The 25,176-nt window shown below is 69.6% G+C and carries 20 protein-coding genes; 7 read left to right on the forward strand and 13 right to left on the reverse strand.

The features are described 5' to 3' along the window. Window positions 1-8: 8 nt before the first annotated feature. The 10 genes from OHU34_RS08550 to OHU34_RS08595 all read right to left on the reverse strand — a co-directional run bounded on the left by OHU34_RS08550 (window position 9) and on the right by OHU34_RS08595 (window position 14,033). Window positions 9-2,507 carry a carbohydrate-binding protein gene (locus tag OHU34_RS08550; protein WP_405765668.1) on the reverse strand — a complete coding sequence of 833 codons (2,499 nt, stop codon included), beginning with the start codon at window positions 2,505-2,507 and terminating at the stop codon, window positions 9-11. A 128-nt stretch (window positions 2,508-2,635) separates the two neighbouring features. Beyond that, window positions 2,636-3,634, reverse strand: a complete 999-nt coding sequence (locus OHU34_RS08555; RefSeq protein WP_405765670.1) for a sugar phosphate isomerase/epimerase family protein — start codon at window positions 3,632-3,634, stop codon at window positions 2,636-2,638. Window positions 3,635-3,655: 21 nt separating this feature from the next. Beyond that, window positions 3,656-4,864 carry a Gfo/Idh/MocA family protein gene (locus OHU34_RS08560; protein ID WP_230194194.1) on the reverse strand — a complete coding sequence of 403 codons (1,209 nt, stop codon included), beginning with the start codon at window positions 4,862-4,864 and terminating at the stop codon, window positions 3,656-3,658. Window positions 4,865-5,362: 498 nt separating this feature from the next. Next, complete coding sequence (locus OHU34_RS08565; protein WP_142266954.1) at window positions 5,363-6,424, reverse strand: substrate-binding domain-containing protein; 1,062 nt, start codon at window positions 6,422-6,424, stop codon at window positions 5,363-5,365. 17 nt (window positions 6,425-6,441) lie between these two features. Continuing rightward, window positions 6,442-7,458, reverse strand: coding sequence for an ABC transporter permease (locus tag OHU34_RS08570; RefSeq protein WP_230194195.1), 1,017 nt, complete (start codon window positions 7,456-7,458; stop codon window positions 6,442-6,444). Further along, a complete protein-coding gene (locus OHU34_RS08575; protein WP_405765674.1) occupies window positions 7,455-9,029 on the reverse strand; it encodes a sugar ABC transporter ATP-binding protein in 1,575 nt (524 codons plus the stop codon). The genes OHU34_RS08570 and OHU34_RS08575 overlap by 4 nt, the downstream gene beginning before the upstream one ends. A 141-nt stretch (window positions 9,030-9,170) precedes the next feature. Beyond that, the gene (locus tag OHU34_RS08580; protein WP_142268154.1) at window positions 9,171-10,352 is read right to left on the reverse strand and encodes an ROK family transcriptional regulator; all 1,182 of its coding nucleotides are present in this window, start codon (window positions 10,350-10,352) and stop codon (window positions 9,171-9,173) included. Between the two features lie 195 nt (window positions 10,353-10,547). Continuing rightward, complete coding sequence (locus OHU34_RS08585; RefSeq protein ID WP_020125645.1) at window positions 10,548-11,225, reverse strand: GntR family transcriptional regulator; 678 nt, start codon at window positions 11,223-11,225, stop codon at window positions 10,548-10,550. 228 nt (window positions 11,226-11,453) lie between these two features. Beyond that, the gene (locus OHU34_RS08590; RefSeq protein ID WP_142266951.1) at window positions 11,454-12,401 is read right to left on the reverse strand and encodes a beta-ketoacyl-ACP synthase III; all 948 of its coding nucleotides are present in this window, start codon (window positions 12,399-12,401) and stop codon (window positions 11,454-11,456) included. Window positions 12,402-12,695: 294 nt separating this feature from the next. Further along, window positions 12,696-14,033 carry an OFA family MFS transporter gene (locus OHU34_RS08595; protein WP_142266950.1) on the reverse strand — a complete coding sequence of 446 codons (1,338 nt, stop codon included), beginning with the start codon at window positions 14,031-14,033 and terminating at the stop codon, window positions 12,696-12,698. Between the two features lie 288 nt (window positions 14,034-14,321). Between OHU34_RS08595 and OHU34_RS08600 the strand changes: the two genes are divergently transcribed. The 5 genes from OHU34_RS08600 to fdhD are packed head-to-tail and all read left to right on the forward strand — an operon-like array spanning window position 14,322 to window position 20,808. Further along, a complete protein-coding gene (locus tag OHU34_RS08600; RefSeq protein WP_405765678.1) occupies window positions 14,322-15,293 on the forward strand; it encodes a 2-dehydropantoate 2-reductase in 972 nt (323 codons plus the stop codon). A gap of 16 nt (window positions 15,294-15,309) precedes the next feature. Beyond that, window positions 15,310-17,235, forward strand: a complete 1,926-nt coding sequence (locus OHU34_RS08605; RefSeq protein ID WP_142266948.1) for a molybdopterin oxidoreductase family protein — start codon at window positions 15,310-15,312, stop codon at window positions 17,233-17,235. 4 nt (window positions 17,236-17,239) lie between these two features. Further along, a complete protein-coding gene (locus OHU34_RS08610) occupies window positions 17,240-19,063 on the forward strand; it encodes an NADH-ubiquinone oxidoreductase-F iron-sulfur binding region domain-containing protein (RefSeq protein ID WP_405765681.1) in 1,824 nt (607 codons plus the stop codon). Window positions 19,064-19,091: 28 nt separating this feature from the next. Beyond that, window positions 19,092-19,952 carry a 2Fe-2S iron-sulfur cluster-binding protein gene (locus tag OHU34_RS08615; protein ID WP_142266946.1) on the forward strand — a complete coding sequence of 287 codons (861 nt, stop codon included), beginning with the start codon at window positions 19,092-19,094 and terminating at the stop codon, window positions 19,950-19,952. Window positions 19,953-19,959: 7 nt separating this feature from the next. Then, the gene (fdhD, locus tag OHU34_RS08620) at window positions 19,960-20,808 is read left to right on the forward strand and encodes a formate dehydrogenase accessory sulfurtransferase FdhD (RefSeq protein WP_142266945.1); all 849 of its coding nucleotides are present in this window, start codon (window positions 19,960-19,962) and stop codon (window positions 20,806-20,808) included. A 71-nt stretch (window positions 20,809-20,879) separates the two neighbouring features. On the opposite strand, the gene OHU34_RS08625 is transcribed toward fdhD, so the two are convergent. Both OHU34_RS08625 and OHU34_RS08630 read right to left on the reverse strand, forming a co-directional pair. After that, on the reverse strand, window positions 20,880-21,407 hold the full coding sequence (locus tag OHU34_RS08625; RefSeq protein ID WP_142266944.1) for an isochorismatase family protein: 528 nt from the start codon (window positions 21,405-21,407) through the stop codon (window positions 20,880-20,882). Between the two features lie 19 nt (window positions 21,408-21,426). Further along, window positions 21,427-21,864 carry a MarR family winged helix-turn-helix transcriptional regulator gene (locus OHU34_RS08630; protein WP_142266943.1) on the reverse strand — a complete coding sequence of 146 codons (438 nt, stop codon included), beginning with the start codon at window positions 21,862-21,864 and terminating at the stop codon, window positions 21,427-21,429. A gap of 83 nt (window positions 21,865-21,947) precedes the next feature. Between OHU34_RS08630 and OHU34_RS08635 the strand changes: the two genes are divergently transcribed. Beyond that, entirely contained in the window at window positions 21,948-22,865 is a 918-nt protein-coding gene (locus OHU34_RS08635; protein WP_405765685.1) for a zinc-binding alcohol dehydrogenase family protein, read from the forward strand. 198 nt (window positions 22,866-23,063) lie between these two features. Here the strand turns inward: OHU34_RS08635 and OHU34_RS08640 are convergent, their stop codons facing one another. After that, window positions 23,064-24,056, reverse strand: coding sequence for a bile acid:sodium symporter family protein (locus OHU34_RS08640; protein WP_200839965.1), 993 nt, complete (start codon window positions 24,054-24,056; stop codon window positions 23,064-23,066). Window positions 24,057-24,236: 180 nt separating this feature from the next. On the opposite strand from OHU34_RS08640, the gene OHU34_RS08645 reads away from it, so the two are divergent. Next, window positions 24,237-25,148: a LysR substrate-binding domain-containing protein gene (locus tag OHU34_RS08645; protein ID WP_142266940.1), complete on the forward strand. Its 912-nt coding sequence runs from the start codon at window positions 24,237-24,239 to the stop codon at window positions 25,146-25,148. Window positions 25,149-25,176: the final 28 nt, after the last annotated feature.

Consider the following 25,176-nt stretch of genomic DNA (forward strand, 5'->3'; position numbering starts at 1 on the left):
CCCTCCTCTCAGCCGGTCGTGAAGGTGAAGTCGTCCACGTCGAAGAGGGCGCCGGAGCCGCCCTTGAAGACGAGGTGGAGCGTGGTGGTGCCGCGCGGGGTGCGGGACAGGTCGGCGCTGACGTCCTGGAAGGTCTCCCAGCCGCCGGTCACCGGGACGGTGGCCTTGCCGAGCAGGGTGCCCGTCGGCGAGCCGGCGCGGATCTCCAGCGTTCCGCCTGCGCCGCCCGATGAGACACGTGCCGTGACCTTCGTGGCGTTGCCGAGGACGTACGGCGTGAAGGAGATCCAGTCACCGTTGTCGATGTCGCCGACCGTCTTGCCGCCGTGGGCGACGTCCTTGGTGATGACCGCGACACCGGACGAGTCACCGAAGTGCTCGGCCTGGCGGTGGCGGGGCTGAAGGACGTTCTGGTCGTGCGAGGTGAGCGGCGCCTGGCCGCCGCCTCCGCCGTCGGTGTACTCGGCGTCGAGGACTCCGAAGATGTTGGCGTCCTCGTCGTGGCCGCCGTCGGCGCTGGTCTGGAGGGTGCCGGTGCAACCGGTTGCCGACGTTACCGGGTGACCGTGGCTGTCGTGGCCGAGGACGAACGTGACCTCGACCTTGGAGCAGTCGATCGCCTTGCCGTCCTCCGGGTCGGTGACCTTGACCTTGAACGGGATCGCGTCACCGAAACTGAACAACTGGCCGTCCTTCGGTGTTTCCAGCACCACCTTCGGCGCCGTGTTCCCCACCACGATCTGCACGCTCGCGCTGCCGGTACGGCCGGAGCCGTCCTCGGCGGTCAGCGTCGCGGTGTACGTGCCGTTCTTCTTGTACTTGTGCGTGGGGTCGGCCGCCGTAGAGGTGCCGCCGTCACCGAAGTCCCAGTGGTAGGCGAGCGCGTCGCCGTCCTGGTCGGTCGTTCCGGCGGAGGAGAAACGTACCCTCAGGGGGGCCTGTCCCGACGTGCGGTCCGCTGCGGCCTGGGCGACCGGGGAGTGGCCGTCGGTGGCGTTCTCGATGCGGTACAGACCCGAGTGCTCGTCGCCGCCGAACCAGGCGGTGCCGTAGTCGAGGACGTACAGCGCCCCGTCGGGCCCGAACGCCATGTCCATCACCTGGGTGCCGGTCCACGGGACGCTGTTGATCGACTGCACGGCGCCGTTCGCGTCGGCGACGACGCGCTTGATCCAGCGGCGGCCGAACTCACCGGCGAAGAAGTTCCCGTCGTAGGCCTCCGGGAACTTCACCGGCGAGTCGAGCGCGGCGTCGTAGTGGTAGACGGGGCCACCCATCGGAGACTCGGAACCGTCGCCGAACTCGGGTACCGACGGGCCGTCGTACGGAATCCAGGCGGGCTGGGCCGGGGGCAGGTCGGTGAGGCCGGTGTTGTGCGGCGAGGTGTTCTTCGGCGCGGCGCAGTCGAAGGGCTCACCGGATACACCGGTCGCGAAATCGTATGCGATATACGGGTCATTGTCGCCCGTGCAGAACGGCCACCCGAAGTTCCCGGGCCCGGTGACCCGTGCGAACTCGACCTGACCGGCCGGTCCGCGAGCCGGATCGGCGGCGCCGGCATCGGGGCCGTAGTCGCCGACGTAGAGGATGCCGGTGGCCTTGTCGACGCTGAAGCGGAACGGGTTGCGGAAACCCATCGCGTAGATCTCGGGCCGCGTCCTGTCCGTACCGGGCGCGAACAGGTTGCCGTCCGGGACGGCGTACGAGCCGTCGGTGTTCACCTTGATGCGCAGGATCTTGCCGCGCAGGTCGTTGGTGTTGCCGGAGGAACGGCGGGCGTCGAACGCGGGGTTGCGGTTGTCACGCTCGTCGATGGGCGTGAAGCCGTCCGACTGGAAGGGGTTGCTGTCGTCGCCGGTGGACAGGTAGAGGTTCCCTGCCGCGTCGAAGTCGATGTCGCCGCCGACATGGCAGCACAGGCCGCGCGAGGCCGGAACGTCGAGGATCTTCGTCTCGCTGGAGACGTCGAGCATGCCGTCCGTCCCGAGCACGAAGCGGGAAAGGCGGTTGACGCCGTCGAAGGGCGCGAAGTCGGCGGCCGTTCCGGTCTCCGGGGCATCGCCCGCCGGGGTGTTCAAGGGCGGCGCGTAGTAGAGGTAGATGAAGCGGTTGGCCGCGAACTGCGGGTCCACCCCTATGCCTTGGAGGCCCTCCTCGTCGTGGGAGTAGACATCGAGCTTGCCGGCCAGTCGGGTGTTGCCGGCTGCGTCGGTGAGCCGGAGTTCGCCGTCGCGTGAGGTGTGCAGGACGGAGCGGTCGGGCAGCACGGCGAGCGACATGGGCTCGCCTACCTCGGCCTCGCCCTTGGCGAGGGTGACCTGCTGGAAGTCCTCGGCCGCCGCGACCACCGGGTCGGCGACGGCTGCGCCGACCTGGGGTGCGGTGAGGGTGAGCGACGCGCCGGCCAGCAGGGCGCCGCTCAGCAGGGCGACGGCTCTGCGCATCGATGGACGTCGTGGGCGGGTCTCGGCTCTGCGGGTGCCGGTGGTGGGGTCGTTCCCGTGCACGGATGCCTCCAGAGTGGGGCTGGTTGTACGGGCGGGTGCGAATGCCGGGATGCGCCGTCATCCCGGTGACGGATGAACAGTCGGGTGAGCCTGTGGGGGGCTCGGTTGCCGCGCTTGGCTCAGCCGGCTCAGTTGCCGAATGCCGCGTCGAAGGACGCGGAGGGCGGCTCGAAGTCGAAGGCCCGGAGGCGGGCCAGGGCCTCGGGAGCGCCCTGGAGCCGGTCCATCCCGGCGTCCTCCCACTCAACGGAGATCGGGCCCTGGTAGTCGATGGAGCGCAGCATGCGGAAGACGTCCTCCCAGGGGACGTCGCCGTGGCCGGCGGAGACGAAGTCCCAGCCGCGTCGCGGGTCGCCCCAGGGCAGGTGGGAGCCGAGGCGCCCGTTGCGGCCGTCCAGACGCTTGCGGGCCTCCTTGCAGTCCACGTGGTAGATGCGGTCGCGGAAGTCCCACAGGAAGCCGACCGGGTCGAGGTCCTGCCACACGAAGTGGCTCGGGTCGAAGTTGAGGCCGAAGGCCGGTCGACGGTCGACCGCCTCCAACGTGCGTACGGTCGTCCAGTAGTCGTATGCGATCTCGCTGGGGTGCACCTCGTGCGCGAACCGCACTCCCTGCGCGTCGAAGACGTCGAGTATGGGGTTCCAGCGCTCGGCGAAGTCCTCGTAGCCCCGCTCGATCATTGATTCGGGCGCGGGCGGGAACATGGCGACCAGGTGCCAGATGGCGGATCCGGTGAAGCCGATCACCGTGTCGACGCCTAAGGCGGCCGCGGCCCTGGCGGTGTCGGCGATCTCGGCGGCGGCTCGCCGCCGGACGCCCTCCGGTTCGCCGTCGCCCCAGATACGGGCGGGCAGGATGGCCTGGTGGCGTTCGTCGATGATGGCGTCGCAGACGGCCTGCCCCACCAGGTGGTTGGAGATGGCCCAGCACTTCAGCCCGTACTTGTCCAGGAGTTGGTGGCGGGACTCCACGTACCCGGGATCCACGAGGGCCTTGTCGACCTCGAAGTGATCTCCCCAGCAAGCTAGTTCGAGCCCGTCGTAACCGAAGTCGCGGGCGAGGCGGCAGACCTCTTCCAGGGGCAGGTCGGCCCACTGGCCGGTGAAGAGTGTGAATGTACGCGGCATGCTCCAGGCCCTCCTTGGTCCTCAGTCCGCTATCGGGGTGTAGACGGAGTTCTTCTCGGCGCTCTCCTCGACCGCCGCCAGGACGCGCTGGACCTGTAGCCCGTCGGCGAAGGAAGGTTCGGGGCGGCTGCCCTCGGCGACGGCGTGCACCAGGTCACGGACCTGGTGGACGAAGCTGTGCTCGTAGCCGAGCCCATGGCCCGGCGGCCACCAGGCGTTCAGGTAGGGATGGTCGGGTTCGGTGACGAGGATGCGGCGGAAGCCGGCGTGTGTGCTCGGTTCGGTGGCGTCGTGGAACCAGAGCTCGTTGAGGCGCTCCAGATCGAAGGCCAACGAGCCGCGCTCACCGTTGAGTTCGAGACGCAGGGCGTTCTTGCGTCCGGTGGCGAACCGGGTCGCCTCGAAGGAGGCGAGCGCGCCGGAGGTGAAGCGAGCGGTGAACAGGGCCGCGTCGTCCACGGTGACCGTTCCGGTGCCGTGGGCGGAGACCGCGCTCAGGCCGCTCGTCGGACCACCGGGCAACGGCCGCTGCCGTACGAAGGTCTCGGTGATCGCGGAGACTCCCGCGAGCCGCTCCCCCGCGAGATGCTGTGCGAGGTCGACGATGTGCGCGCCCAGGTCACCGAGCGAACCGGAGCCGGCCAGTTCCCTGCGCAGTCGCCACGTCAGCGGGAACTCGCGGTCGACCAGCCAGTCCTGAAGATACGTCACGCGTACGTGGCGCAGTGTGCCCAGTCGGCCTTCGGCAACCATCCGCCGGGCCAGGGCGGTGGCCGGGACCCGTCGGTAGTTGAAGCCGACCATCGCCAACTGGCCGCGCTCATAAGCTGCTTCGGCAGCACGGGCCATGGTCTCGGCCTCCTCGACAGTGTTCGCGAGGGGCTTCTCACACAGGACGTGTTTGCCGGCGGCCAGCGCCGCCACAGCGATCTCGGCGTGGGAATCGCCGGGGGTGCAGATGTCGACGAGGTCGATGTCGTCCCGGGCGATCAGAGCACGCCAGTCGGTCTCGGTAGCCGCCCAGCCGTGCCGGTCCGCAGCCGCCCGCACGGCGGAGGGGTCGCGACCGCAGATCACGGCGAGGACCGGACGGCGGGGAAGATCGAAGACTCGGCCCGCGGTGCGCCAGCCCTGGGAGTGGGCGGCGCCCATGAACGCGTAACCGACCATCCCCACACGGAGCGGCTGCTTGCCCGCCTCCGGTCCTGCTGACTGCTGCGGCTGTTCCATACGGTTGTCCTCCTTGTCGTCGTGGCACGGTGGGGGGCGGGACGCCGTCAGGCACAAGACCCGGGCCGTCCGGCGGACGCCCAGGGGGAGCTGGTGTCGCCGGACGGAGCTGATGCCGCCCGGTGGGCGGGTTCGGCTCGAACGGGGCACGCTCGGGCGCGGCAGGCCCGTCGGACCGGGCCCTCCCCGGTCGACGGGATGGACGGGGCCGATGCGGTGGATGCGACCCATCGGACGCCGCACCGTCCCCGGACCCGGCGGCCCTTCGCAGGGAGAGGTGACGACCGCGCCGGCGCCGTGCGGTGCCGGCGCGAACCCAAGGGAAATCGGTGACTCCCGCACCACGCCCGCGGTTCAGGTCGCTCGGCAGAGCGCCCGGCGCACGGAGCCCGCGGCCGCTCGCTCGTCGCCCGTATCCCGCACTTCGTATCCCGTAGCCGATATCCCGTGTACCGCTGCCGAACGGGTGACATGCGACCGTCCCCCGGACAGCACGCCCTACTTGAAGCCGGTGGACATGTACTGGTCGACGTTGGTCTTGTCGACGACCGCCGAGTAGAGGGTGATCGAGGCTGGGATCTCGTACTCGGCGAGACCGCCGACCCCCTTGCCCTGGCCGAGCGCGCGGGCGAGGTCGATGGCGGAGGCGGCCATGGTCGGCGGGTAGAGAACGGTTGCCTTCAGGACACCCTTGTCCTGCTTGATCGCCTGGAAGGCGGCGAGAGCGCCCGCTCCGCCGACCATCAGGAAGTCGTCACGTCCGGCCTGCTCGATGGCGCGCAGCGCACCCACACCCTGGTCGTCGTCATGGTTCCACAGGGCGTCGAACCTGGGCTGTGCCTGGAGCAGTTGGGCCATCTTGGCCTGCCCCGACTCGACCGTGAACTCGGCGGCCTGTCGGGCGACCTTCTTGATGTTGGGGTAGTTCTTCAGCGCGTCGTCGAAGCCCTGGGTGCGCTGTTTGGTCAGCTCCAGGTTGTCCAGGCCGGCCAGCTCGATCACGCGGGCGTCGGACTTTCCCTTGAGTTTCTCCCCGATGTAGTGCCCGGCATTGAGACCCATTCCGTAGTTGTCGCCGCCGACCCAACACCGGTACGCCTGTGGCGTGTTGAAGATCCGGTCGAGGTTGACGACGGGGATGCCCGCGCGCATCGCCTTCAGGCCGACCTGGGTGAGGGCCTTGCCGTCGGCGGGCAGTACGACCAGGACGTCGACCTTCTTGTTGATGAGGGTCTCGATCTGGCCGATCTGCTGGGCGGTGTCGTTCGAGCCCTCGGTGATCTCCAGCGTCACGTCGGAGTACTTCTTCGCTCGGCTCTCCGCGTTGTCGTTGATGGCGTTGAGCCAGCCGTGGTCGGCCTGCGGTCCGGCGAAGCCGATGGTGACCTGCTTGCCGGGCTTGTCGTCGGCGGCCGGCTGGTCGTTCGCGGCCGGCTCCTCATCCTTGGAATCATTGCTGGTGCAACCCACGAGGAGGGTACCGGCCGAGACTGCGGCGGCCCCGAAGAGCATTCCTCTGCGACTGGTGAAGCGGTTCGTGAAGGGTGTCGGCTCTGGCATGACGGTGAACCCTTTCCTCAGGTCGTGCTCGCGGTACGGCGCTGGACCAGCACGGCGGCGACGATGATCGCGCCCTTGGCGATCTGCTGGACGTCGCTCTGCAGGTTGTTCAGGGCGAAGATGTTGGTGATCGTGGTGAAGATCAGTACGCCGAGCACGGAGCCCGTGATGGTGCCGCGCCCCCCGGTGAGCAGCGTGCCGCCGATGATGGCGGCCGCGATGGCGTCGAGTTCGTAGAGGTTGCCGTTGGTGTTCTGTCCCGAGCCGGACAGGATGATCAGCAGGAAGGCGGCGATGCCGCAGCACAGGCCGGACAACAGGTAGAGGTACAGCCGCTGACGGCGTACGTCGATGCCGGCGAGCCGGGCGGCCTCCGCGTTGCCGCCGACGGCCACCGTGCGGCGACCGAACGTGGTGCGGTTCAGCACCAACCAGCCGATGACCGTCACGATCGCGAAGACGATCACAAGTGGCGGGACGCCGAGCACATAGGCGTCGCGCTCGCCCAGATCGAGGACGCCGTCCACGGTCACGATCTGCGTCCGGCCGTCCGTGAGCTGGAGGGCCAGTCCGCGGGCGGAGGCCAGCATGGCGAGCGTCGCGATGAACGGCACCATCCCGCCGTACGCGATGAGCAGACCGTTGACCAGGCCGCAGCCCAGTCCGACGATCACCGCCGTGAACAAGATGCCCGCGAAACCGTATTCCTGGGTGGCGACCGTGGTCGCCCACACCGAGGCCAGCGCGACGATCGCCCCGACCGAGAGGTCGATGCCCCCGGAGGTGATGACGAAGGTCATCCCGACGGTGACGACACCGATCACGGACCCCTGGGTGAGGACGAGTTGCAGGTTGCGGGTGTCGAGGAACTCGTCCGGTTTGGTGACCCCGCCGATCACGACGAGCGCGGCGAGCACGCCGAGCAGGGAGAGGGTGCGGACGTCGGCGCGGGCCACTGTGGTACGCCAGGCCGGGGGCGGGATCTGCGACACCTTGTCGGTGCTGTCCCGCGGTGGGGAGACGGGCTGCGTCATGACGCCGGGCTTCCTTCCATGACGAGATCGAGTACGCGGTGTTCATCCAGCTCACGGGCAGGCGCCGTGTGGACGACGCGGCCTTCGCGGAGCACCAGCACGCGGTCGGCGAGGCCGAGCACCTCGGGCACCTCACTGGAGACCAGCAGCACGGCGAGGCCTTCGTCGGCCAGTCGACGGACGACTGCATACAGTTCGGCGCGGGCACCGACGTCGACGCCACGCGTCGGCTCGTCGAGGAGCAGGACCCGGCAGCCACGCAGCAGCCAGCGGGCCAGGACCGCCTTCTGCTGGTTGCCGCCGGACAGCGTGCGCACGGGGGCGGACGGATTGTCGGGGCGCAGCGACAACTCGCGCGTCGCGGCCCGCGCCGCGCCCCGTTCGGCACGCCGGTCGATCCAACCCCCGCGCGAGAAGCGGGACATGGAGGAGACGGAGACATTGCGCGTGACGGACTCCAGCATCAGCAGGGCCTGCGCCTTGCGTTCCTCGGGGGCCAGTCCGAGCCCGGCCCGTACCGCCGCCCGCACACTGCCCGGGCGCAACGGCGTGCCGTCGACGAGGACTTGACCGGCACTCGGTTTCCGCGCTCCGTAGATCGTCTCCAGGATCTCCGACCGCCCCGAGCCGACCAGTCCGGCGAGCCCCACGATCTCCCCGGGCCGCACGGTCAGGTCGAGGGACGCGAACTCACCCTCCCGGGCCAGCCCTCGCACTTCCAGCAGGGGTGTCCCGGCGGCAGACCCGGCACCGCCGACTCCGGCCACTCCTCCGGCACTGTCCGTGGCGGCGACCACGTCACCCGACGGCCGCTCGGGGAAGACGTACTCGACGTTGCGCCCCGTCATCAACGCGACGACCTCACGGGTCGGCGTCGTCTTCGCCGGGAGCCCGCCCGCCACCGCGCGGCCGTCCTTCAGTACGGTCACGCGGTCGCCGATGCGGCGGATCTCCTCGAGCCGGTGCGAGATGTAGACGACGGCCACTCCGTCGGCGGTCAGGTCGCCGACGATACGGAACAGGTTGTCGACCTCGTCGGGGTCGAGCGCGGCGGACGGTTCGTCCATCACGATGAGCCGCACGTCGTGGGAGAGCGCACGCGCCATCGAGACGATCTGCTGTTGCGCCGCCGACAACTCCCCGACCAGTCGGGCCGGATCGATCTCGGCATGCCCGAGGCGCTTCAGCAGGGCGCTCGTCGAGGCGCGCGCCACCTTGCCCCGTACGACGAATCCGGCGGCCGTGGGTTCATGTCCCAAGTGGACGTTCTCGGCCACCGACAGGTGCTCCACCAGGTCGAGTTCCTGGTAGATGGTGGCGATGCCGAGACGCATGGCGGCGATCGGGGAGCGCAGGGTGACGGGGTCGCCCTGCCAGCGGATGACGCCGTCGTCGGGCTGATGGGCGCCGGCCAGAACCTTGATGAGGGTGGACTTGCCGGCACCGTTCTGGCCGAGCAGACAGTGCACCTCACCGGCCTGGACGGCGAGGTCGACTCCGTCCAACGCCCGTACTCCGGGGAAGGACTTGGTGATGCCGGACATGCTGAGCAGGGGTGGTTCTGTTGCCATGTGGGTTCCCCTCGGCGGACGTGCGGGCCGGAGTCAGGGCAGAACAAGTCGTTGTTCTCAGGGCAGAGCAGGGCAGAACAGTGCGGGGCGGGGCAGGGCGGAGCGACACGCTGTGCTGGTGAGACCGTGCCGGGTAGCGGCTTACGCGGGTGAGAAGAGGTGGTCGCTGATCAGCCGGGCCGCGCCGATGACGCCGGCGGTGGGGCCCAACTCCCCGAGAACAATGGGTAGGTTGCCGGTCGCCAGGGGCAGCGACTGGCGGTACACCTGGGTGCGGATCGCGGCGAGCAGGGTGTGGCCGAGGCCGGTCACGCCACCGCCGATCACCACCAGGCCGGGGTTGAAGAACGAGACGAGTCCGGCGATGACCTGGCCGACACGGTTGCCGCCCTCGCGGATCATCTCCAGAGAGGTGGCGTCTCCCGCGGCCGCCGCGGCGGCGACATCGACGGCGGTGAGGCCGCCGTTCGTCGCCAGCCGTGCCGCGAGTTCCGCCGAGAGGCCCTGCTGGGCCGCCTCCAGCGCGTCCCGGGCCAGGGCCGCACCGCTGAAGTAGGCCTCCAGGCAACCCCGGTTGCCACAGGCGCACGGCCGGCCGTCGGGCACGGCCTGGATGTGCCCGATGTCGCCCGCGCTGCCGGTCGTACCGCGGTACACATGGCCGCCGACGACGATGCCGCAGCCGATCCCGGTGCCGATCTTGACGCAGAGGAAATCGGCGACGGTGCGGGCGACGCCCGCGTGCTGCTCCCCCATCGCCATGAGGTTCACGTCGTTGTCGACCATCACCGGGCAGCCCAGCTCCTGGCTGAGCGCCTCCCGCACGGGGAAGCCGTCCCAGCCGGGCATGATCGGCGGTGCCACCGGCACACCTTCGGGGAAACGAACCGGCCCGGGTACGCCGATGCCGGCGCCGTCGAAGCCCTCGGCGAGTCCCGTCGCCCTCAACTTCGCGGCCATGGACAGGACTTGCTCGAAGACCGCGACCGGACCCTCACGTACGTCGAGGGGCTGGTTGAGGTGTCCGAGGGTCTCCAGTTCGGCGTTGGTGACGGCGACGTCGACCGAGGTCGCGCCGATGTCGACACCGAGGAAGCGCAGCCCGGGGTTGAGCCGGACGTTGTGGGAGCGGCGCCCGCCGCGCGAGGCGGCGAGTCCGTCGGCCACGACCAGCCCCGTCTCCAGGAGCCGGTCCACCTCCACGGCCAGCTTGGACCGCGACAGGTCGACCTGATCACCCAGTTGGGCGCGGGAGTTGGGGCCGCCGTCGCGCAACAGCTTGAGCAGACGGGCCTGATGGGCGTTCGCGGGTCGCGCCGTTATACGTCTCACGAGCCCCTCCCCGCCTCAGTTCGGCCACCAGTGTCGGGCTTTCGAAGGGAACGTAGCAGCGCCTGCCGAACCTGGGAAGAAGCTGTGCACTGATTGCCGTCAACTTTCTCCACTCACAGGACAAAGAGCGGAACCGAGGCACCCGAAACCGGTCCAAGTCCGGTGAGAAACCTGTCCCGAGCAGGCTCAGGACTTGGGGCGGTCGTGATACGAACGCCGGGTGTGCTCGGTGTGTTCACGCATCAGTCGGGTGGCCGACTGCTCGTCGTGGGCGGCGATCGCCGCGATCAGGTCGCGGTGCTCGATCCAGGACTGATGACCGCGCTGCCGGGCGATCGGCGTGTAGTACCAGCGCACCCGGCGATCCACCTGGGCCGCCAGTTCGGCGAGCACCGCGTTGCCCGCGAGCTCGATGATCTTCGCGTGGAACCGGGCGTTCAGGGCGACCGCGGTGTCCACGTCGTCACCGGCCACGGCGAGCATGCCCTGGGCCAGGATCTCGTCCAGGGCCTCGATGCCGGCCTTGTCCGCGCGCGCCGCGGCGAGCCGCGCCGCCTCAGCCTCCAACAGCGTGCGCACGGTGAGGAGTTGGTCCGCCTCGTCCTCGGTCGGCTCGTGCACGAACGCGCCCTGGGCGGGCCTGAGGTCCACCCAACCCTCGGTGTTCAGCCGCTGGAGCGCCTCGCGCACCGGCTGCCGCGAGACGCCGAGGTGCGTGGCGAGTTCACTCTCGACGAGATGCTGGCCGGGCTGGAGGGCACGAGTGGTGATGAGTTCGAGCAGTGCCTCGTAGACGCGGTCGCGCAGCGGGCCGGGGCGTTCGAGTTTGGGCACCGCGCCCTGCGGCAGTCCTGTCGACAACATCGGTCGGTCCCCCTCCTGGGCAACACCGGGCAACTGCAACCGGAAAGCCACATATCGATTGACGTACTCGGCTGTCCGTAGCCGGTCGACTGTCTACAGCCGAGTATCGATTGTCTTTCGTCTACAGTCTACGGCGCACAGTAGCCAGAGCCGGGCACAGTCGATCGCGTCACACTACGCCGCGCCCCGCCCGCGGGAATCCACTCGAGACCGCGGTGCCACCCCCGCTCACGGGCAGCGCACGACCTGTCCCGCGTACGACAGGTTGCCGCCGAAGCCGAACAGCAGTACCGGGTCCCCCGTGGAGACGGCGCCCCGCTCGACGAGCTTGGAGAAGGCGAGCGGGATGCTGGCGGCAGACGTGTTACCCGATTCGGTGACGTCACGCGCGACCACCGCGTTGACGGCGCCGATCTTCTGCGCGAGGGGTTCGATGATGCGCAGATTCGCCTGGTGCAGGACGACGGCGGCGAGGTCCGCGGGGGTGAGGCCCGCCCGCTCGCAGGCCTGTCGCGCCAGCGGCGGCAACTGCGTGGTGGCCCAGCGGTACACGCTCTGCCCCTCCTGCGCGAACCGTGCCGGCTGCCCCTCGATACGCACCGCGTGCCCCATCTCGGGCAGCGAGCCCCACAGCACCGGCGAGATACCGGGCTCCACTCCGTCCGGACAGGCCTCGATCACGGCGGCGCCCGCTCCGTCGCCCACGAGCACACAGGTCGTGCGGTCGCTCCAGTCGGTCACCTCGGACATCTTGTCGGCTCCGATGACCAGGGCACGGGTCGCGGCGCCCGCGCGGACCGTGTGGTCGGCGGTGGCCAGCGCATGGGTGAAACCGGCGCAGACGACGTTGATGTCCATGGCGGCCGGCTGCGGGATGCCGAGACGGGCGGCGACCCGGGCTGCCATGTTCGGCGAGCGGTCGACGGCCGTGGAGGTCGCGACCAGCACCAGGTCGATGTCACTCGGCGCGAGGCCGGCCGCCGCGAGCGCCTTGGCGGCGGCGTGCGCTGCCAGCTCGTCCACGGGCTCGTCGGGGCCCGCGATGTGGCGCGTGCGGATGCCCACCCGGCTCCTGATCCACTCGTCACTCGTGTCGACCAGGCCCGCCAGATCCTCGTTGGTGAGCACCTTGGCGGGCTGGTAGTGGCCGACGGCGGCGATGCGCGAGCCGTTCATTGGGGGGTCCCCTCGTTGCCTTGGGTAGCGGGATCCACCAGTCTGATCAGTGACTCACGGGTACGAGGGCGCGTGAAGCGACAGGAAACCGGTTCCCGGGTTGTCGGCTTCCCCATAGCCCTCGGACGCCCGAGCAACCGCCGAACGCGTACCCGCCGAACACCCACCCCCCGAGAAACACTGCTACCCGGTTACTTCGTGAACAGCTGCGTCGCCTTCTGTACCAGCTCATAGAGCCCGTAGGCCAGCGGTGCGCCCACCCACAACCAGGCGAAGGCGATCAGTGGGCGCCTGTCAGGCTGCGGACTCGGGCTGCTGTCGTTCGACATCGGCGGCCTCCCTCTGGGCGGGGACATGGTGGTGGCGGGCGTGGACGGGCCGGACGAGTTCGTTGGCGACGAAGCCGACGGCCAGCAGCCCGATCATGATGAACAGGGACAGGGTGTAGAGGGACGAGCCGTGCTTTCCGGCATCCTCCTGCCGGTCGGCGATCCAGTTCACGATCAGCGGACCGAGCACGCCCGCGGTGGACCAGGCGGTGAGCAGCCGCCCGTGGATCGCGCCGACCTGGTAGGCCCCGAACAGGTCCTTCAGATAGGCGGGGATCGTCGCGAAACCGCCGCCGTAGAAGGAGAGGATCACCAGCGCGCACAGCACGAACAGGGGTTTCGACGAGTCGCCGATCAGCGCGATGAGGGCGTACATCAGGGCACCGACACCCAGGTAGACCCGGTAGATGTTCTTTCGTCCGATCAGGTCGGAGGTCGACGACCAGCCGATCCGGCCCGCCATGTTCGCCGCGGACAGCAGGGCGACGAAACCTGCGGCCGCGGACACCGAGACCGGGGTGGAGGTGTCGGCGAAGAAGTCCGTGATCATCGGGGCGGCCTTCTCCAGGATCCCTATACCCGCGGTCACGTTCATGCAGAGCACGACCCACAGGCACCAGAACTGCGGAGTGCGCACCGCCCTGCTCGCCGAGACCTGGACGCCCTCGACGGCGCTGGGCCCGCCCACGACCGGTTGCGCGCCGCGCGGTACCCGCACCAGCAGGACACCCAGCGCCATGAATACCGCATACGAAAGCCCGTGTACGAGGAACGCGAGGGCGATGCCGGAACTGTCGGATCCGAACGACTCCAGCATCTGCGCCGACCAGGGCGAGGCGATGAGTGCGCCGCCACCGAAGCCCATGATGGCGATGCCGGTGGCCATACCGGGCCGGTCCGGGAACCACTTGATCAGTGTGGAGACGGGCGAGATGTAACCGATACCGAGGCCGATTCCACCGACGAAGCCGTAGCCGAGGACGATCAGCCAGTACTGCTCGGTGGCGGCCCCGAGCGCGGAGATCAGGAAACCGGACGAGAAACAGACCAGGGCGACGGTCATCGCCCAGCGCGGTCCGTTGCGCTCGACCAGCGTGCCGCCGAAGGCGGCGGACAGGCCGAGCATGACGATGGCGAGCTGGAACGGGAGCGCGCTCTGGGTGCCGCTGAGGCCGAGCGAGGATTCCAGCGGAGGCTTGAACACGGACCACGCGTAGGCCTGGCCGATGGAGAGATGGACCGAGAGAGCGGCCGGGGGGACGAGCCAGCGGCTCCAACCGGCCGGTGCGACAGGGGGACTCATGAGTCCTGAACGGTAGGAAGCGGCGCGGGCGTTGAAAAGGCGGTGCGTCGACAGTATGCGGTGAACGGTATCCAGGCTGCGCCGAACGGTCGGACCGACCGGTTTCCGTAACCGCTTCCGCAATCGTTCCCGGATCTCGCCCGTTCCCCACACCACCTTCGCGCTCGCCGCGAACCGCCTCGGCGCTGCGCGAACCCTTGCCGCCCCATCCTCCATACTGTAGACAATATTTCGTCGACAGGATTCGACAGTTCCTCGGTACCCTCGACCGAACGGAGCTCCCTCGCAATGAAAGTCGCAGTCCTCGGCGCCGGTGCGATCGGCGCCTACGTCGGTGCAGCACTCCATCGCGCCGGCGCCGACGTGCATCTCGTCGCCCGTGGACCGCATCTCGCGGCCATGAGGCGGGACGGGGTGCGGGTGCTCAGTCCGCGCGGCGACTTCACCGCCCGCGCCCACGCCACCGACGACCCGGGCGAGATCGGCCCGGTCGACTTCGTCTTCCTGGGCCTCAAGGCCAACTCGTACGCGGCGTGCGGGCCGCTGATCGAACCCCTGCTGCACGATTCCACCGCGGTGGTCGCCGCCCAGAACGGCATCCCCTGGTGGTACTTCCACCGCCACGGCGGCCCGTACGACGGTCTGCGCATCGAGAGTGTGGACCCGGACGGCGCGGTCAGTGCGGTGCTCGCGCCCGAACGGGCCGTCGGCTGTGTGGTCTACGCGGCCACCGAGCTCGAAGGGCCGGGAGTCGTACGCCACTTGGAAGGAACCCGCTTCTCCGTCGGTGAGCCCGACCGCAGCGTCTCGACCCGCTGTCTGGCCTTCAGCGAGGCCATGCAGGCCGGCGGGCTGAAGTGCCCGGTGGAACCGGCCCTGCGCAACGACATCTGGCTCAAGCTGCTGGGCAACATCTCCTTCAATCCGATCAGCGCGCTGGCCCGCGCCACCATGCGGCAGATGTGCCTGCACGGCGGTACCCGCCAGGTCATCGAGACGATGATGCGCGAGACGCTCGTGGTCGCCGAGACCCTGGGCTGCGAGGTGGGCGTCTCCATCGAGCGTCGGCTCGCGGGCGCGGAGAAGGTCGGCGACCACCGCACGTCCACACTCCAGGACCTGGAGCGCGGCAAGCCGCTCGAACTCGACGTGCTCCTGGCGGCCGTCGTCGAGTTGGCGGAGATCACCGGCGTGGAAGTGCCCACCCTGCGCACCGTGCACGCCATCTCGGACCTGCTCGCGCTGAGGAGCGCCGCATGAACGCTGGGGAGCACGTATGAGGAAACGCGACCGGACCCCGAAGACCTACACCCGGCTCACCCGACCGCTCGTCAGAGACTCCCGCAACGAACCTTTTCGAGAGGCGAGTTGGGAAGAGGCGCTGGAGCGCACCGCGCGGGGACTGGAGCGCAACCGCGACGCGTTCGGTATGTTCTCCTGCGCCCGCGCGACCAACGAGATGAACTATGTGGCGCAGAAGTTCGCCCGGGTCGTCATGGGCACCAACAACGTCGACTCGTGCAACCGGACCTGCCACGCGCCGAGCGTCGCCGGCCTGTCGGCGGCCTTCGGCTCCGGTGGCGGGACGTCGTCGTACGAGGAGATCGAGCACACCGACGTCATCGTGATGTGGGGGTCCAACGCGCGTTTCGCGCATCCGATCTTCTTCCAGCATGTGCTGAAGGGGGTCAGGAACGGCGCCCGGATGTACGCGGTCGACCCGCGCCGGACGTCGACGGCCGAGTGGGCGGACAGTTGGCTCGGCCTCAACGTCGGCACGGACATCCCGATGGCACACGCGATCGGCCGCGAGATCATCCACGCGGGTCTGGCCAACGAGGCGTTCGTGGAACGCGCGACCAGTGACTTCGAGGCGTACAAGGTGCTCGTGGAGCCCTGGACGCTGTCCCTCGCGGAAAAGGTCACGGGTGTACCGGCCGCCGCCATCAGGGAGTTGGCGCATGCCTACGCCCGCGCCGAGCGTGCCCAACTGTGCTGGACGCTCGGCATCACCGAGCACCACAACGGCACGGACAACGTGCGCGCGCTCATCAACCTCTCGCTGCTGACCGGGCACGTGGGCCGCTACGGCTCCGGCCTTCAGCCGCTGCGCGGGCAGAACAACGTCCAGGGCGGTGGCGACATGGGCGCGATCCCCAACCGCCTCCCCGGGTTCCAGGACATCCTCGACCCCGATGCCCGGCTGAGGTTCGAGTCCGCCTGGGACACCGTCATCCAGCCGCACTACGGACTGAATCTCACGGAGATGTTCGAGGCGATGGAGGAGGGCTCGCTGAAGGCCGTCTACTGCATCGGCGAGAACCCCGCCCAGTCGGAGGCGGACAGCGAGCAGGCCGTACGCCGTATGCGGTCCCTCGACTTCCTCGTCGTGCAGGACATCTTCCTCACCAAGACCGCCGAGCTGGCGGACGTGGTGCTGCCCGCCACGGCCGGCTGGGCGGAGACCGAAGGCACAACGACCAACAGTGAGCGCAGAGTTCAGCGGGTGCGGCGCGCCGTGACACCGCCCGGCGAGGCGCGCGAGGACATCGACATCCTCTGCGACCTGGCGACGCGGCTCGGTCACGAATGGAAGTACGCGGACGCCGAGGCCGTCTGGAACGAGCTCAGGTCGGTGTCCCCGGACCACTACGGGATGACGTACGACCGGCTGGAGACACATCAGGGCATCCAGTGGCCGTGCCCGAGCATCGACGGACTCGAACCCGCGTATCTACACGGGCGGTTGTGGCAGAAGAGACCAGAACTGAGGGGTAGCCGGGCGCCGTTCGGAATCGTCCAGCACGATCCCCCGGTCGACCTCACGGACGAGGAGTATCCGATCCGGCTGACGACCGGGCGGCGACTCGACTCGTACAACACCGGTGTCCAGAGCGGGAGTTTCTCCTCCCCCCTGCGTCGCGGCGAGTACGTCGAGCTGTGCCCGGAGGACGCGGAGCACTACGGGATCGTCGTCGGCGAGGAGGTTCGGGTGACCTCGCGGCGCGGATCCGTGGTCGCGCCGGTCTGGATCGACACCGCCCTGCGGCCCGGCCTCGCTTTCATGACCATGCATTTTCCCGACGAGGTGGACACCAACCAGCTGACGATCGAGGCGAATTGCCCGATCGCGGGTACGGCGGAGTTCAAGGCGTCGGCGATCCGGATCGAGAAGCTCCCGGCCCCGACCTACGTGAGGTGATGTCGTGGACCTGCACTTCGGTGACAGCAAACCGACGGACGACGAACGGGCAGCCGTGGACGCCGTTCTCGGCCCACCCGAGTCCTCGTGGGAGGGCGCCGACCGTTGCGACGCGGACCTGCGGTGGGCGCGGGGCGGACGAGAGGCCCGCGACCGCCGTGACCTGCTGCTGCCGGGGCTGCACGCGATCAACGACCGAATCGGCTGGATCGGCGAGGGTGCCCTCGACTATCTGTGCCGCCGCCTGACCGTACCCCCGGCGGAGGCCTACGGCGTCGCCACCTTCTACGCGATGTTCTCGGTCAAGCCGCGGCCGGCCACCGTGCTCCACGTGTGCACGGACCTCGCCTGCGCAGCCGCGGACGCCGCCGCGCTGTGCGCCGGGATCGAGTCACGCCTGGGCACGGGCAGTGGGGTGTGCGTCGAGCGCAGCCCCTGCCTCGGCCTGTGCGAGCGCGCCCCGGCCGCGCTCGCCGTCAAGGCCGGCGATCCGGCGCGTACGGCGGTGTCGGCTCCGACGAACGTCGAGGCGGCCGTACTCGCCGCGAGCGCCCCCGACTCGGCGCCCGAGGAGGAGCCGGCGGCGGGCGCGGTGCCCCAGGCAGGGGACCCGTCCCTGATCCTGCTGAACCGGGTCGGCGTGGTCGATCCGTCCTCGCTCGACGACTATCGGGCTCACGGCGGCTACACGGCCCTGCGCCGCGCCTTCGCGCTCGGCCCCTCCGGGGTCATCCGCGAGGTCACCGACTCCGGCCTGCTCGGTCGCGGCGGCGCCGCCTTCCCCACCGGACGCAAGTGGCAGGCCACGGCATCCCAGCCCGACCATCCGCACTACCTGGTCTGCAACGCGGACGAGTCCGAGCCGGGCACCTTCAAGGACCGCGTGCTCATGGAGGGCGACCCGTACGCGCTGGTGGAGGCGATGACGATCGCGGCGTATGCGGTCGGCGCGCACAAGGGGTACCTGTACCTCCGCGGCGAGTATCCGCGCGCCCTGCGTCGTATGCAATATGCGGTCGACTGTGCACGCACTCGCGGTCTCCTCGGCGACGACATCCTCGGCCAGGGCTACGCCTTCGACATCGAGATCCGGCGGGGCGCCGGCGCGTACATCTGCGGCGAGGAGACAGCCCTGTTCAACTCCATCGAGGGGTACCGGGGCGAGCCGCGCTCGAAACCGCCGTTCCCCGTGGAGAAGGGCCTGTTCGGCAAGCCGACGGTCGAGAACAACGTGGAGACGCTGGTGAACGTCCTGCCGATCCTCACCATGGGCGCTCCGGCCTACGCGGCGATCGGCACACCCAGGTCCACCGGCCCCAAGCTGTTCTGCGTGTCGGGCAGCGTCGAGCACCCCGGCGTGTACGAACTCCCCTTCGGGGCGACGCTGGGCGAGCTCCTGACCCGCGCCGGGGTGCGCGAGAACCTGCGTGCCGTGCTCCTCGGCGGCGCGGCCGGCGGCTTCGTACGACCCGACGAACTGGACATCCCGCTGACGTTCGAGGGCACCCGGGAGGCGGGCACGACGCTCGGTTCCGGGGTCGTGATGGCCTTCGACGGCACCGTCCCGCTGCCCCGACTGCTGTTGCGCATCGCCGAGTTCTTCCGGGACGAGTCGTGCGGGCAGTGCGTGCCCTGCCGGGTCGGGACCGTACGGCAGGAGGAGGCGTTGCACCGGATCGCGGAACGGACCGGCTCCGAGGCCGCCACCGACATCGCCCTGCTGCGTGAGGTCGGCCGCGCCATGCGGGACGCCTCGATCTGCGGCCTGGGCCAGACCGCATGGAACGCCGTGGAATCCGCCATCGACCGTCTGGGGGCGTACGAATGACCGCGACCGTCCGCACAGGAGCCGCTCCATGACCGCGATACCGCTGGGGGTGCCGCGACGGCTGGTGGAGTTCACGATCGACGGGCAGGAGGCCAGGGTTCCCGAGGGATCGACGATCCTCGACGCCTGCCGGGCCGCCGGAAAGGACGTCCCGACCCTGTGCCAGGGCGACACCCTCACCCCTAAGAACGCCTGCCGGGTCTGCGTCGTGGAGGTCGAGGGCTCCCGGACCCTGGTGCCGGCGTGCTCCCGCAGGGCGGAGTCCGGCATGGACGTCCGCACCGACACCGAGCGCGCCCGGCACAGCCGCAAGATCGTTCTTGAGCTGCTCGCGTCCTCGGTCGACCTGTCCACGACACCGATGGTTGCGGAATGGATCAAGGAGTACGACGCGAAGCCGGATCGCTTCGGCCACGACGCGGCCCGGCTGAACGAGGAACCGAAGATCGACAACGACCTGTATGTACGCGATTACGACAAGTGCATCCTCTGCTACAAGTGCGTGGACGCCTGCGGTGACCAGTGGCAGAACACCTTCGCGATCTCTGTTTCGGGACGCGGTTTCGACGCCCGGATCGCCGTCGAGCACGACGCCGCGCTGACCGACTCGGCGTGCGTGTACTGCGGGAACTGCATCGAGGTGTGCCCGACCGGAGCGCTGTCGTTCAAGTCCGAGTACGACCGGCGAGCGGCCGGAAACTGGGACGAGTCCGCACAGACCCGGACCACGACCGTGTGCGCCTACTGCGGGGTGGGCTGCAACCTCACGCTCCATGTGCAGGACAATGAGATCGTGAAGGTCACCTCACCGCACGACAACCCCGTGACCCACGGGAATCTCTGCATCAAGGGCCGCTTCGGCTACCAGCACGTACAGAACCGGGGCTGATCACGACATGGGACGAGTCACCGAACGACGCAAGGTGATCCGCATCAGGGACGGGGCGGTCTCCGCCCGGCCGGACACCCTGGTCGCCGAGGAGCCACTGGAGATCCGGCTCAACGGCAAGCCCCTGGCCATCACCATGCGCACACCCGGTGACGACTTCGCGCTGGCGGCCGGTTTCCTCGTCAGCGAAGGCGTACTGGCTGCCGCATCCGATCTACTGAATATCGTCTACTGTGCGGGCGCGACGGTCGACGGATCCAACACCTACAACGTGGTGGACGTCCGGACGGCCCCAGACGTGACGATGCCGGACTTCACCCTCGAGCGGAACGTCTACACCACCTCCTCCTGCGGTCTGTGCGGCAAAGCGAGCCTGGACGCGGTCCGCACGACGGCCCGCTGGCCCATCGCCGACACTCCCCCGCTCCGGATCGAACCCGAACTGCTCGCGAGCCTCCCCGACCGGCTCCGCGCGGCCCAGCGGGTCTTCGACCGGACCGGGGGACTGCACGCGGCGGCCCTGTTCTCCGAGGACGGCGAACTGCTGGACGTACGCGAGGACGTGGGACGGCACAACGCGGTCGACAAGCTGGTCGGCCGCGCCCTCCAGAACGGCGACCTGCCCCTGTCTCGGACGATCCTCCTGGTGTCGGGCCGGGCGTCGTTCGAGCTGGCGCAGAAGGCCGTGATGGCGGGCATCCCGATGCTCGCGGCGGTCTCGGCGCCCTCCTCCCTGGCCGTGGATCTGGCCGCGGAGACCGGGCTGACACTGGTGGGCTTTCTGCGGGGCAGTTCCATGAACGTGTACGCGGGTGAGGACCGCATCACCCTGCGGACCGCGGCCGCCCAGGGCTGACCCGGTTCCCCGCGGCACGGCGGCGGGGCCCCGGCCGGCGGGGAGCGCCCCCTGCGCCGCGGGGCCCCGCCTCAGCCGCTCGTGAATCGCACGTCGGCCACGCGCGCCACGGTCCCCAGTCGAGGGAAGTCGAGCTTTACCGAAGCCTCGTGTTCGGCCCCGGTGAGAGCGGACATCGCGTCCTCGACGAAGACCAGGTCGTAGCCGAGGTCACCGGCGGCGCGGGCCGTGGACTCGACCCCGAGGTTGGTGGCGATGCCGCCGAACACGAGGGTCGTCACGCCGTGTTCGCGCAGTCGATCGTCCAGGCCGGTCCCCTGGAAGGCACCGATCGTCCGCTTGACGATCTCCAAGTCGCCTTCCTGGTGGAGCCCTTGCACCAACCCACTGCCGGGCGGCTGCTCGGTGACGCCGGGACGTTCGACGCGGACCAGGACGACGAGCGCGCCGACCGATCGGAACGCTACCGCCAACTCCTCGGCGGCAGCCAGTACTTCGGTTCCCTTGTGGGGCTCCAGGGGCAACGCGGCGATGCGATCCATCAGGTCGACGAGGACGAGAGCGCTGCGCGCGGGGACGAGTGGAAGAGCTGCGGTCATGACGGAACGTTATCCGCCGTCAGCCCTCCGTACCGGAGATCCGGATCAACAGGCCCATCAAAAGGTCGCGCTCGGTGGCGGAAAGCGGGGCGAGCAACACGTCGTTCGCCTGCCGGGCGGCCTTCTCGCAGCGCCGGAGCAGCCGTCGTCCCTCTTCGGTGAGTGAGACCGCGTTCTTCCGGCGGTCGTTCGGATCCGGTTCACGCACGGCGAGTCCCGCGAGCTGCAGGTCGTTGAGGATGCCGACCAGGTCCTTGGGGTCGAGTCCGACACTGCGGCCGAGGTCGGCCTGGGCGACAGGGGCGAGGTCACGAACGGCGGAGAGCACCACGTGGTGCCACATCCTGAGACCCTCGACGGCGAGGGCCTCGGCCACCAGGGCGCGACCCCGGGCGGCGGCCCGGCCGAGGAGCCAGCTGGGCAGCGAGCGAATGGCGGAGAGGGGCGCTTCGGGCATGGTCACACCCTACCGATAATTCATTGGACTCCCCAATGAACTTCCGGATACCGTTGGGATTCCCCATGACTTCTGGAGGTGTGATGCGCCGCGTCCGATACGACTCCACCGGCGGCCCCCTGTTCCTGGAGGAGGCACCTGTCCCCGAACCGGGCCCCGCCGAACTCCTCGTGCGCTGCGAGGCGATCGGCGCCACCCTTCCCGTCGTCCGCAAGGTCGCGGAGGCCGCGAAGCCGATTCCGCTCGGGGGCGAGATCGCCGGGGAGGTCGTGGCCGCCGGGAGCGGGGTCGGCCGGTTCCGGGTGGGTGATCGCGTGACCGGCCTGTGCTTCGGCCACGGCTACGCCGACTTCGCGCTCCTGCACGAGGCCATGGCCTCGCCCGTCCCGGACTACGCCGGCGAGGTCGACGCGGTCGCCCTGGTACGCAGCGGCCTGGTCGCGCTGGGCGCCCTCACCGCCGCCCGGCCCGAACCGGGCGAGACGGCCCTCGTCACCGCCGCGGCGAGCGGAGTCGGCCACCTCGCCGTACAGCTCGCGCGCACGCGCGGCGCGACCCGCGTCGTGGGCGCCGTGTCCGACCCCGCGAAGTCCGACTTCGTGAGGGCGCTGGGCGCCGACGACGTCGTCACCTACGACCAGGAGGACTGGGACACCCGCGTCGACTACGCGCTCGACGCGGTCGGCGGCGAGCTGCTCACGCCCGCCATCGCATCCCTCGCGCCCGGCGGACGACTCGTGGCGTACAGCTCCGGAGGCGGGACGATCCAGGCATACGACCTGCTGGTCGGCGCCAAGTCCGTGATCGGCTTCCAGATGGCCCACATCGCGCGCGGGAAACCGGAGTTGTACGAGCGGTGGCGCCGAGAGCTGTGGGAGCTGTTCGAGGAGGGGGCGCTGAAGCCCGTCGTACACAAGCAGTTCTCCCTGGAGGACGCCGCCGAGGCGCACGCGACGATCGAGTCACGGGCCAATTCGGGCAAGGTCGTCCTGGTGCCGTGAGCTGGGGCGATGGAGGCCGGGATGCGGTCGACCGCACATTGCATACCGTCGCCCCTCGTACGCCCACGGGACCGCCGCCGACTGTCTCCCGGCGACCGGCGACCGGCGACCGGCGACCGGCGACCGGCGACCGGCGACCGGCGACCGGCGACCGGCGACCGGCGACCGGCGACCGGCGACCGGCGACCGGCCAGAATCTCACGTCGCAGCCGCCGGCGCACTCTCGTCCGCAGGTTCCCGGGACTCCTCCAGCGGGTCCCTCGCCCTGCGCTTGGCGATGACCGCGCACACCATCAACTGCATCTGGTGGAAGAGCATCAGCGGCAGCACCGCCAGGGACGCATGCGCGCCGAACAGGACGCTCGCCATGGGCAGTCCGGAGGCGAGGGACTTCTTGGAGCCCGCGAACTGGATGGCGATGCGATCCTCGCGGTTGAACCGCAGCGCCTTGCCGCCGTACCAGGTCAGGACGAGCATCACGGCGAGCAGAACGGCCTCGACGATGAGCAGCCCACCCAGCCGTACGGCGCTGACCTGGTGCCAGATGCCCTGGACCATTCCCTCACTGAACGCCGTATACACGACCAGCAGGATCGCGCCTCGGTCGACGAGCCCGAGCACCTTCTTGTGCCGTGTGACGAACCCGCCGATCCAACGGCGCAGCAGCTGTCCCGCGACGAACGGCACGAGCAGCTGGACCACGATCTCGACCAGCGAGTCCGCGGAGAAGCCACCGCCGCCGCTGCCGAGCAGGGCCGCCGCGAGCAGCGGGGTGGCGACGATGCCGACCAGCGAGGAGAAGGAGCCCGCGCAGATCGCGGCGGGCACGTTGCCCCGGGCGATGGAGGTGAAGGCGATCGACGACTGGATGGTCGACGGCACGAGGGTGAGGAAGAGCAGCCCCTGGTAGAGCGGGTGGGTGAGGAACACCGGGACGAGGCCGCGCGCGGCCAGACCGAGCAGCGGGAAGATCAGGAAGGTGCAGGCCAGGACGGTCACGTGCAGCCGCCAGTGCTTCAGCCCGTCCAGCGCCTCACGGGTGGAGAGCCTGGCGCCGTAGAGGAAGAACAGGAAGGCGATCGCGGCCGTGGAAGCGCCCGAGGCCACATCGGCGGCGGCGCCGCGCGCCGGGAGCAGCGCCGCGAACCCGACGGTGCCGAGCAACAGCAGGATGTAGGGGTCGACCGGCATCCAACTCGGCCAGTGCAGGCGTTTCACGGTGCTCCACGTGCTGTTCGATGGGCGTGCGTCCGGGCTCGGAAAGCCCCTCCCCATCGTCCTCCTCCGTATCGTGATCGGGAATCCGGTATACCGCTCTCACTGTCATCATGCATTGCGATAACAAACCCACGACGGGCTACTGTGGCGCTCGTGTACGAGCCCTCCCATCTGCGTACTTTCCTCGCCGTCGCCCAGACCCTGAGCTTCACGCAGGCCGCTCGGCGGCTCGGGCTGCGTCAGTCCACGGTCAGCCAGCACGTACGACGCCTGGAGGAAGCGACCGGGCGGGCGCTGTTCACCCGGGACACGCACTCCGTGGAGCTGACGGAGGACGGCGAGGCGATGCTCGGATTCGCGCGCCGGATCCTGGACGTCCACGAGCAGGCCTCGGCATTCTTCACCGGCACCCGGCTGCGCGGTCGGCTGCGCTTCGGCGCATCCGAGGACTTCGTACTGACCCGGCTGCCGGAGATCCTGGAGGGCTTCCGCTACGACCATCCCGAGGTCGACCTCGAACTGACGGTGGAACTGTCGGGCACCCTGCACGAGCAGCTCGCCGCCGGGAAACTGGACCTGGTGCTGGCCAAGAGACGTCCCGAGGACCCTCGGGGGGAGTTGGTGTGGCACGACGGACTGGTGTGGATCGGCGCGGAGAGGCTGCGTCTGGACGCGGACCGCCCGGTCCCGCTCATCGTCTTCCCGCCTCCTGGCATCACCCGCGCCCTCGCTCTGGAAGCGCTGGAACGGCAAGGGCGGGCCTGGCGGATCGTCTGCACGAGCGGCAGCCTCAACGGTCTCATCGCGGCGGCCCGGGCCGGCCTCGGCGTGATGGCCCACTCGCGAGGCCTGATCCCGCCGGGCCTGGTGCGGATCCCTGAGCGGGCTGGTCTGCCGGAGCTGGGGCAGGTCGACTTCGTGCTGGTGCACGGACGCAGACGCACCTCGGCCCAGGGCGCTGCGGACGCGCTGGCGGCGGCCGTCCTGGCGGGCGGCGACCGACTGCACCGACGGGCGGCAGGGTCCGGTCGACGACTCGACCTGCCGGGAGGCGGCGTCGGCTGAACTGTCGGCATGCGATATGCGGTATGCG

The sequence above is a fragment of the Streptomyces sp. NBC_00080 genome, assembly GCF_045041255.1.
Taxonomy (GTDB): domain Bacteria; phylum Actinomycetota; class Actinomycetes; order Streptomycetales; family Streptomycetaceae; genus Streptomyces; species Streptomyces coriariae.

Bases quoted from the DNA above. Each gene is read 5' to 3' on its own strand.
- OHU34_RS08555 (WP_405765670.1), bottom strand. From the start codon at position 3,634: ATGCCGCGTACATTCACACTCTTCACCGGCCAGTGGGCCGACCTGCCC.
- OHU34_RS08565 (WP_142266954.1), bottom strand. From the start codon at position 6,424: ATGCCAGAGCCGACACCCTTCACGAACCGCTTCACCAGTCGCAGAGGA.
- OHU34_RS08595 (WP_142266950.1), bottom strand. From the start codon at position 14,033: ATGAGTCCCCCTGTCGCACCGGCCGGTTGGAGCCGCTGGCTCGTCCCC.
- fdhD (WP_142266945.1), top strand. From the start codon at position 19,960: ATGGGACGAGTCACCGAACGACGCAAGGTGATCCGCATCAGGGACGGG.
- OHU34_RS08625 (WP_142266944.1), bottom strand. From the start codon at position 21,407: ATGACCGCAGCTCTTCCACTCGTCCCCGCGCGCAGCGCTCTCGTCCTC.
- OHU34_RS08585 (WP_020125645.1), bottom strand. From the start codon at position 11,225: ATGTTGTCGACAGGACTGCCGCAGGGCGCGGTGCCCAAACTCGAACGC.
- OHU34_RS08640 (WP_200839965.1), bottom strand. From the start codon at position 24,056: ATGCCGGTCGACCCCTACATCCTGCTGTTGCTCGGCACCGTCGGGTTC.
- OHU34_RS08605 (WP_142266948.1), top strand. From the start codon at position 15,310: ATGAGGAAACGCGACCGGACCCCGAAGACCTACACCCGGCTCACCCGA.
- OHU34_RS08615 (WP_142266946.1), top strand. From the start codon at position 19,092: ATGACCGCGATACCGCTGGGGGTGCCGCGACGGCTGGTGGAGTTCACG.
- OHU34_RS08560 (WP_230194194.1), bottom strand. From the start codon at position 4,864: ATGGAACAGCCGCAGCAGTCAGCAGGACCGGAGGCGGGCAAGCAGCCG.
- OHU34_RS08600 (WP_405765678.1), top strand. From the start codon at position 14,322: ATGAAAGTCGCAGTCCTCGGCGCCGGTGCGATCGGCGCCTACGTCGGT.
- OHU34_RS08590 (WP_142266951.1), bottom strand. From the start codon at position 12,401: ATGAACGGCTCGCGCATCGCCGCCGTCGGCCACTACCAGCCCGCCAAG.
- OHU34_RS08570 (WP_230194195.1), bottom strand. From the start codon at position 7,458: ATGACGCAGCCCGTCTCCCCACCGCGGGACAGCACCGACAAGGTGTCG.
- OHU34_RS08575 (WP_405765674.1), bottom strand. From the start codon at position 9,029: ATGGCAACAGAACCACCCCTGCTCAGCATGTCCGGCATCACCAAGTCC.
- OHU34_RS08630 (WP_142266943.1), bottom strand. From the start codon at position 21,864: ATGCCCGAAGCGCCCCTCTCCGCCATTCGCTCGCTGCCCAGCTGGCTC.
- OHU34_RS08635 (WP_405765685.1), top strand. From the start codon at position 21,948: ATGCGCCGCGTCCGATACGACTCCACCGGCGGCCCCCTGTTCCTGGAG.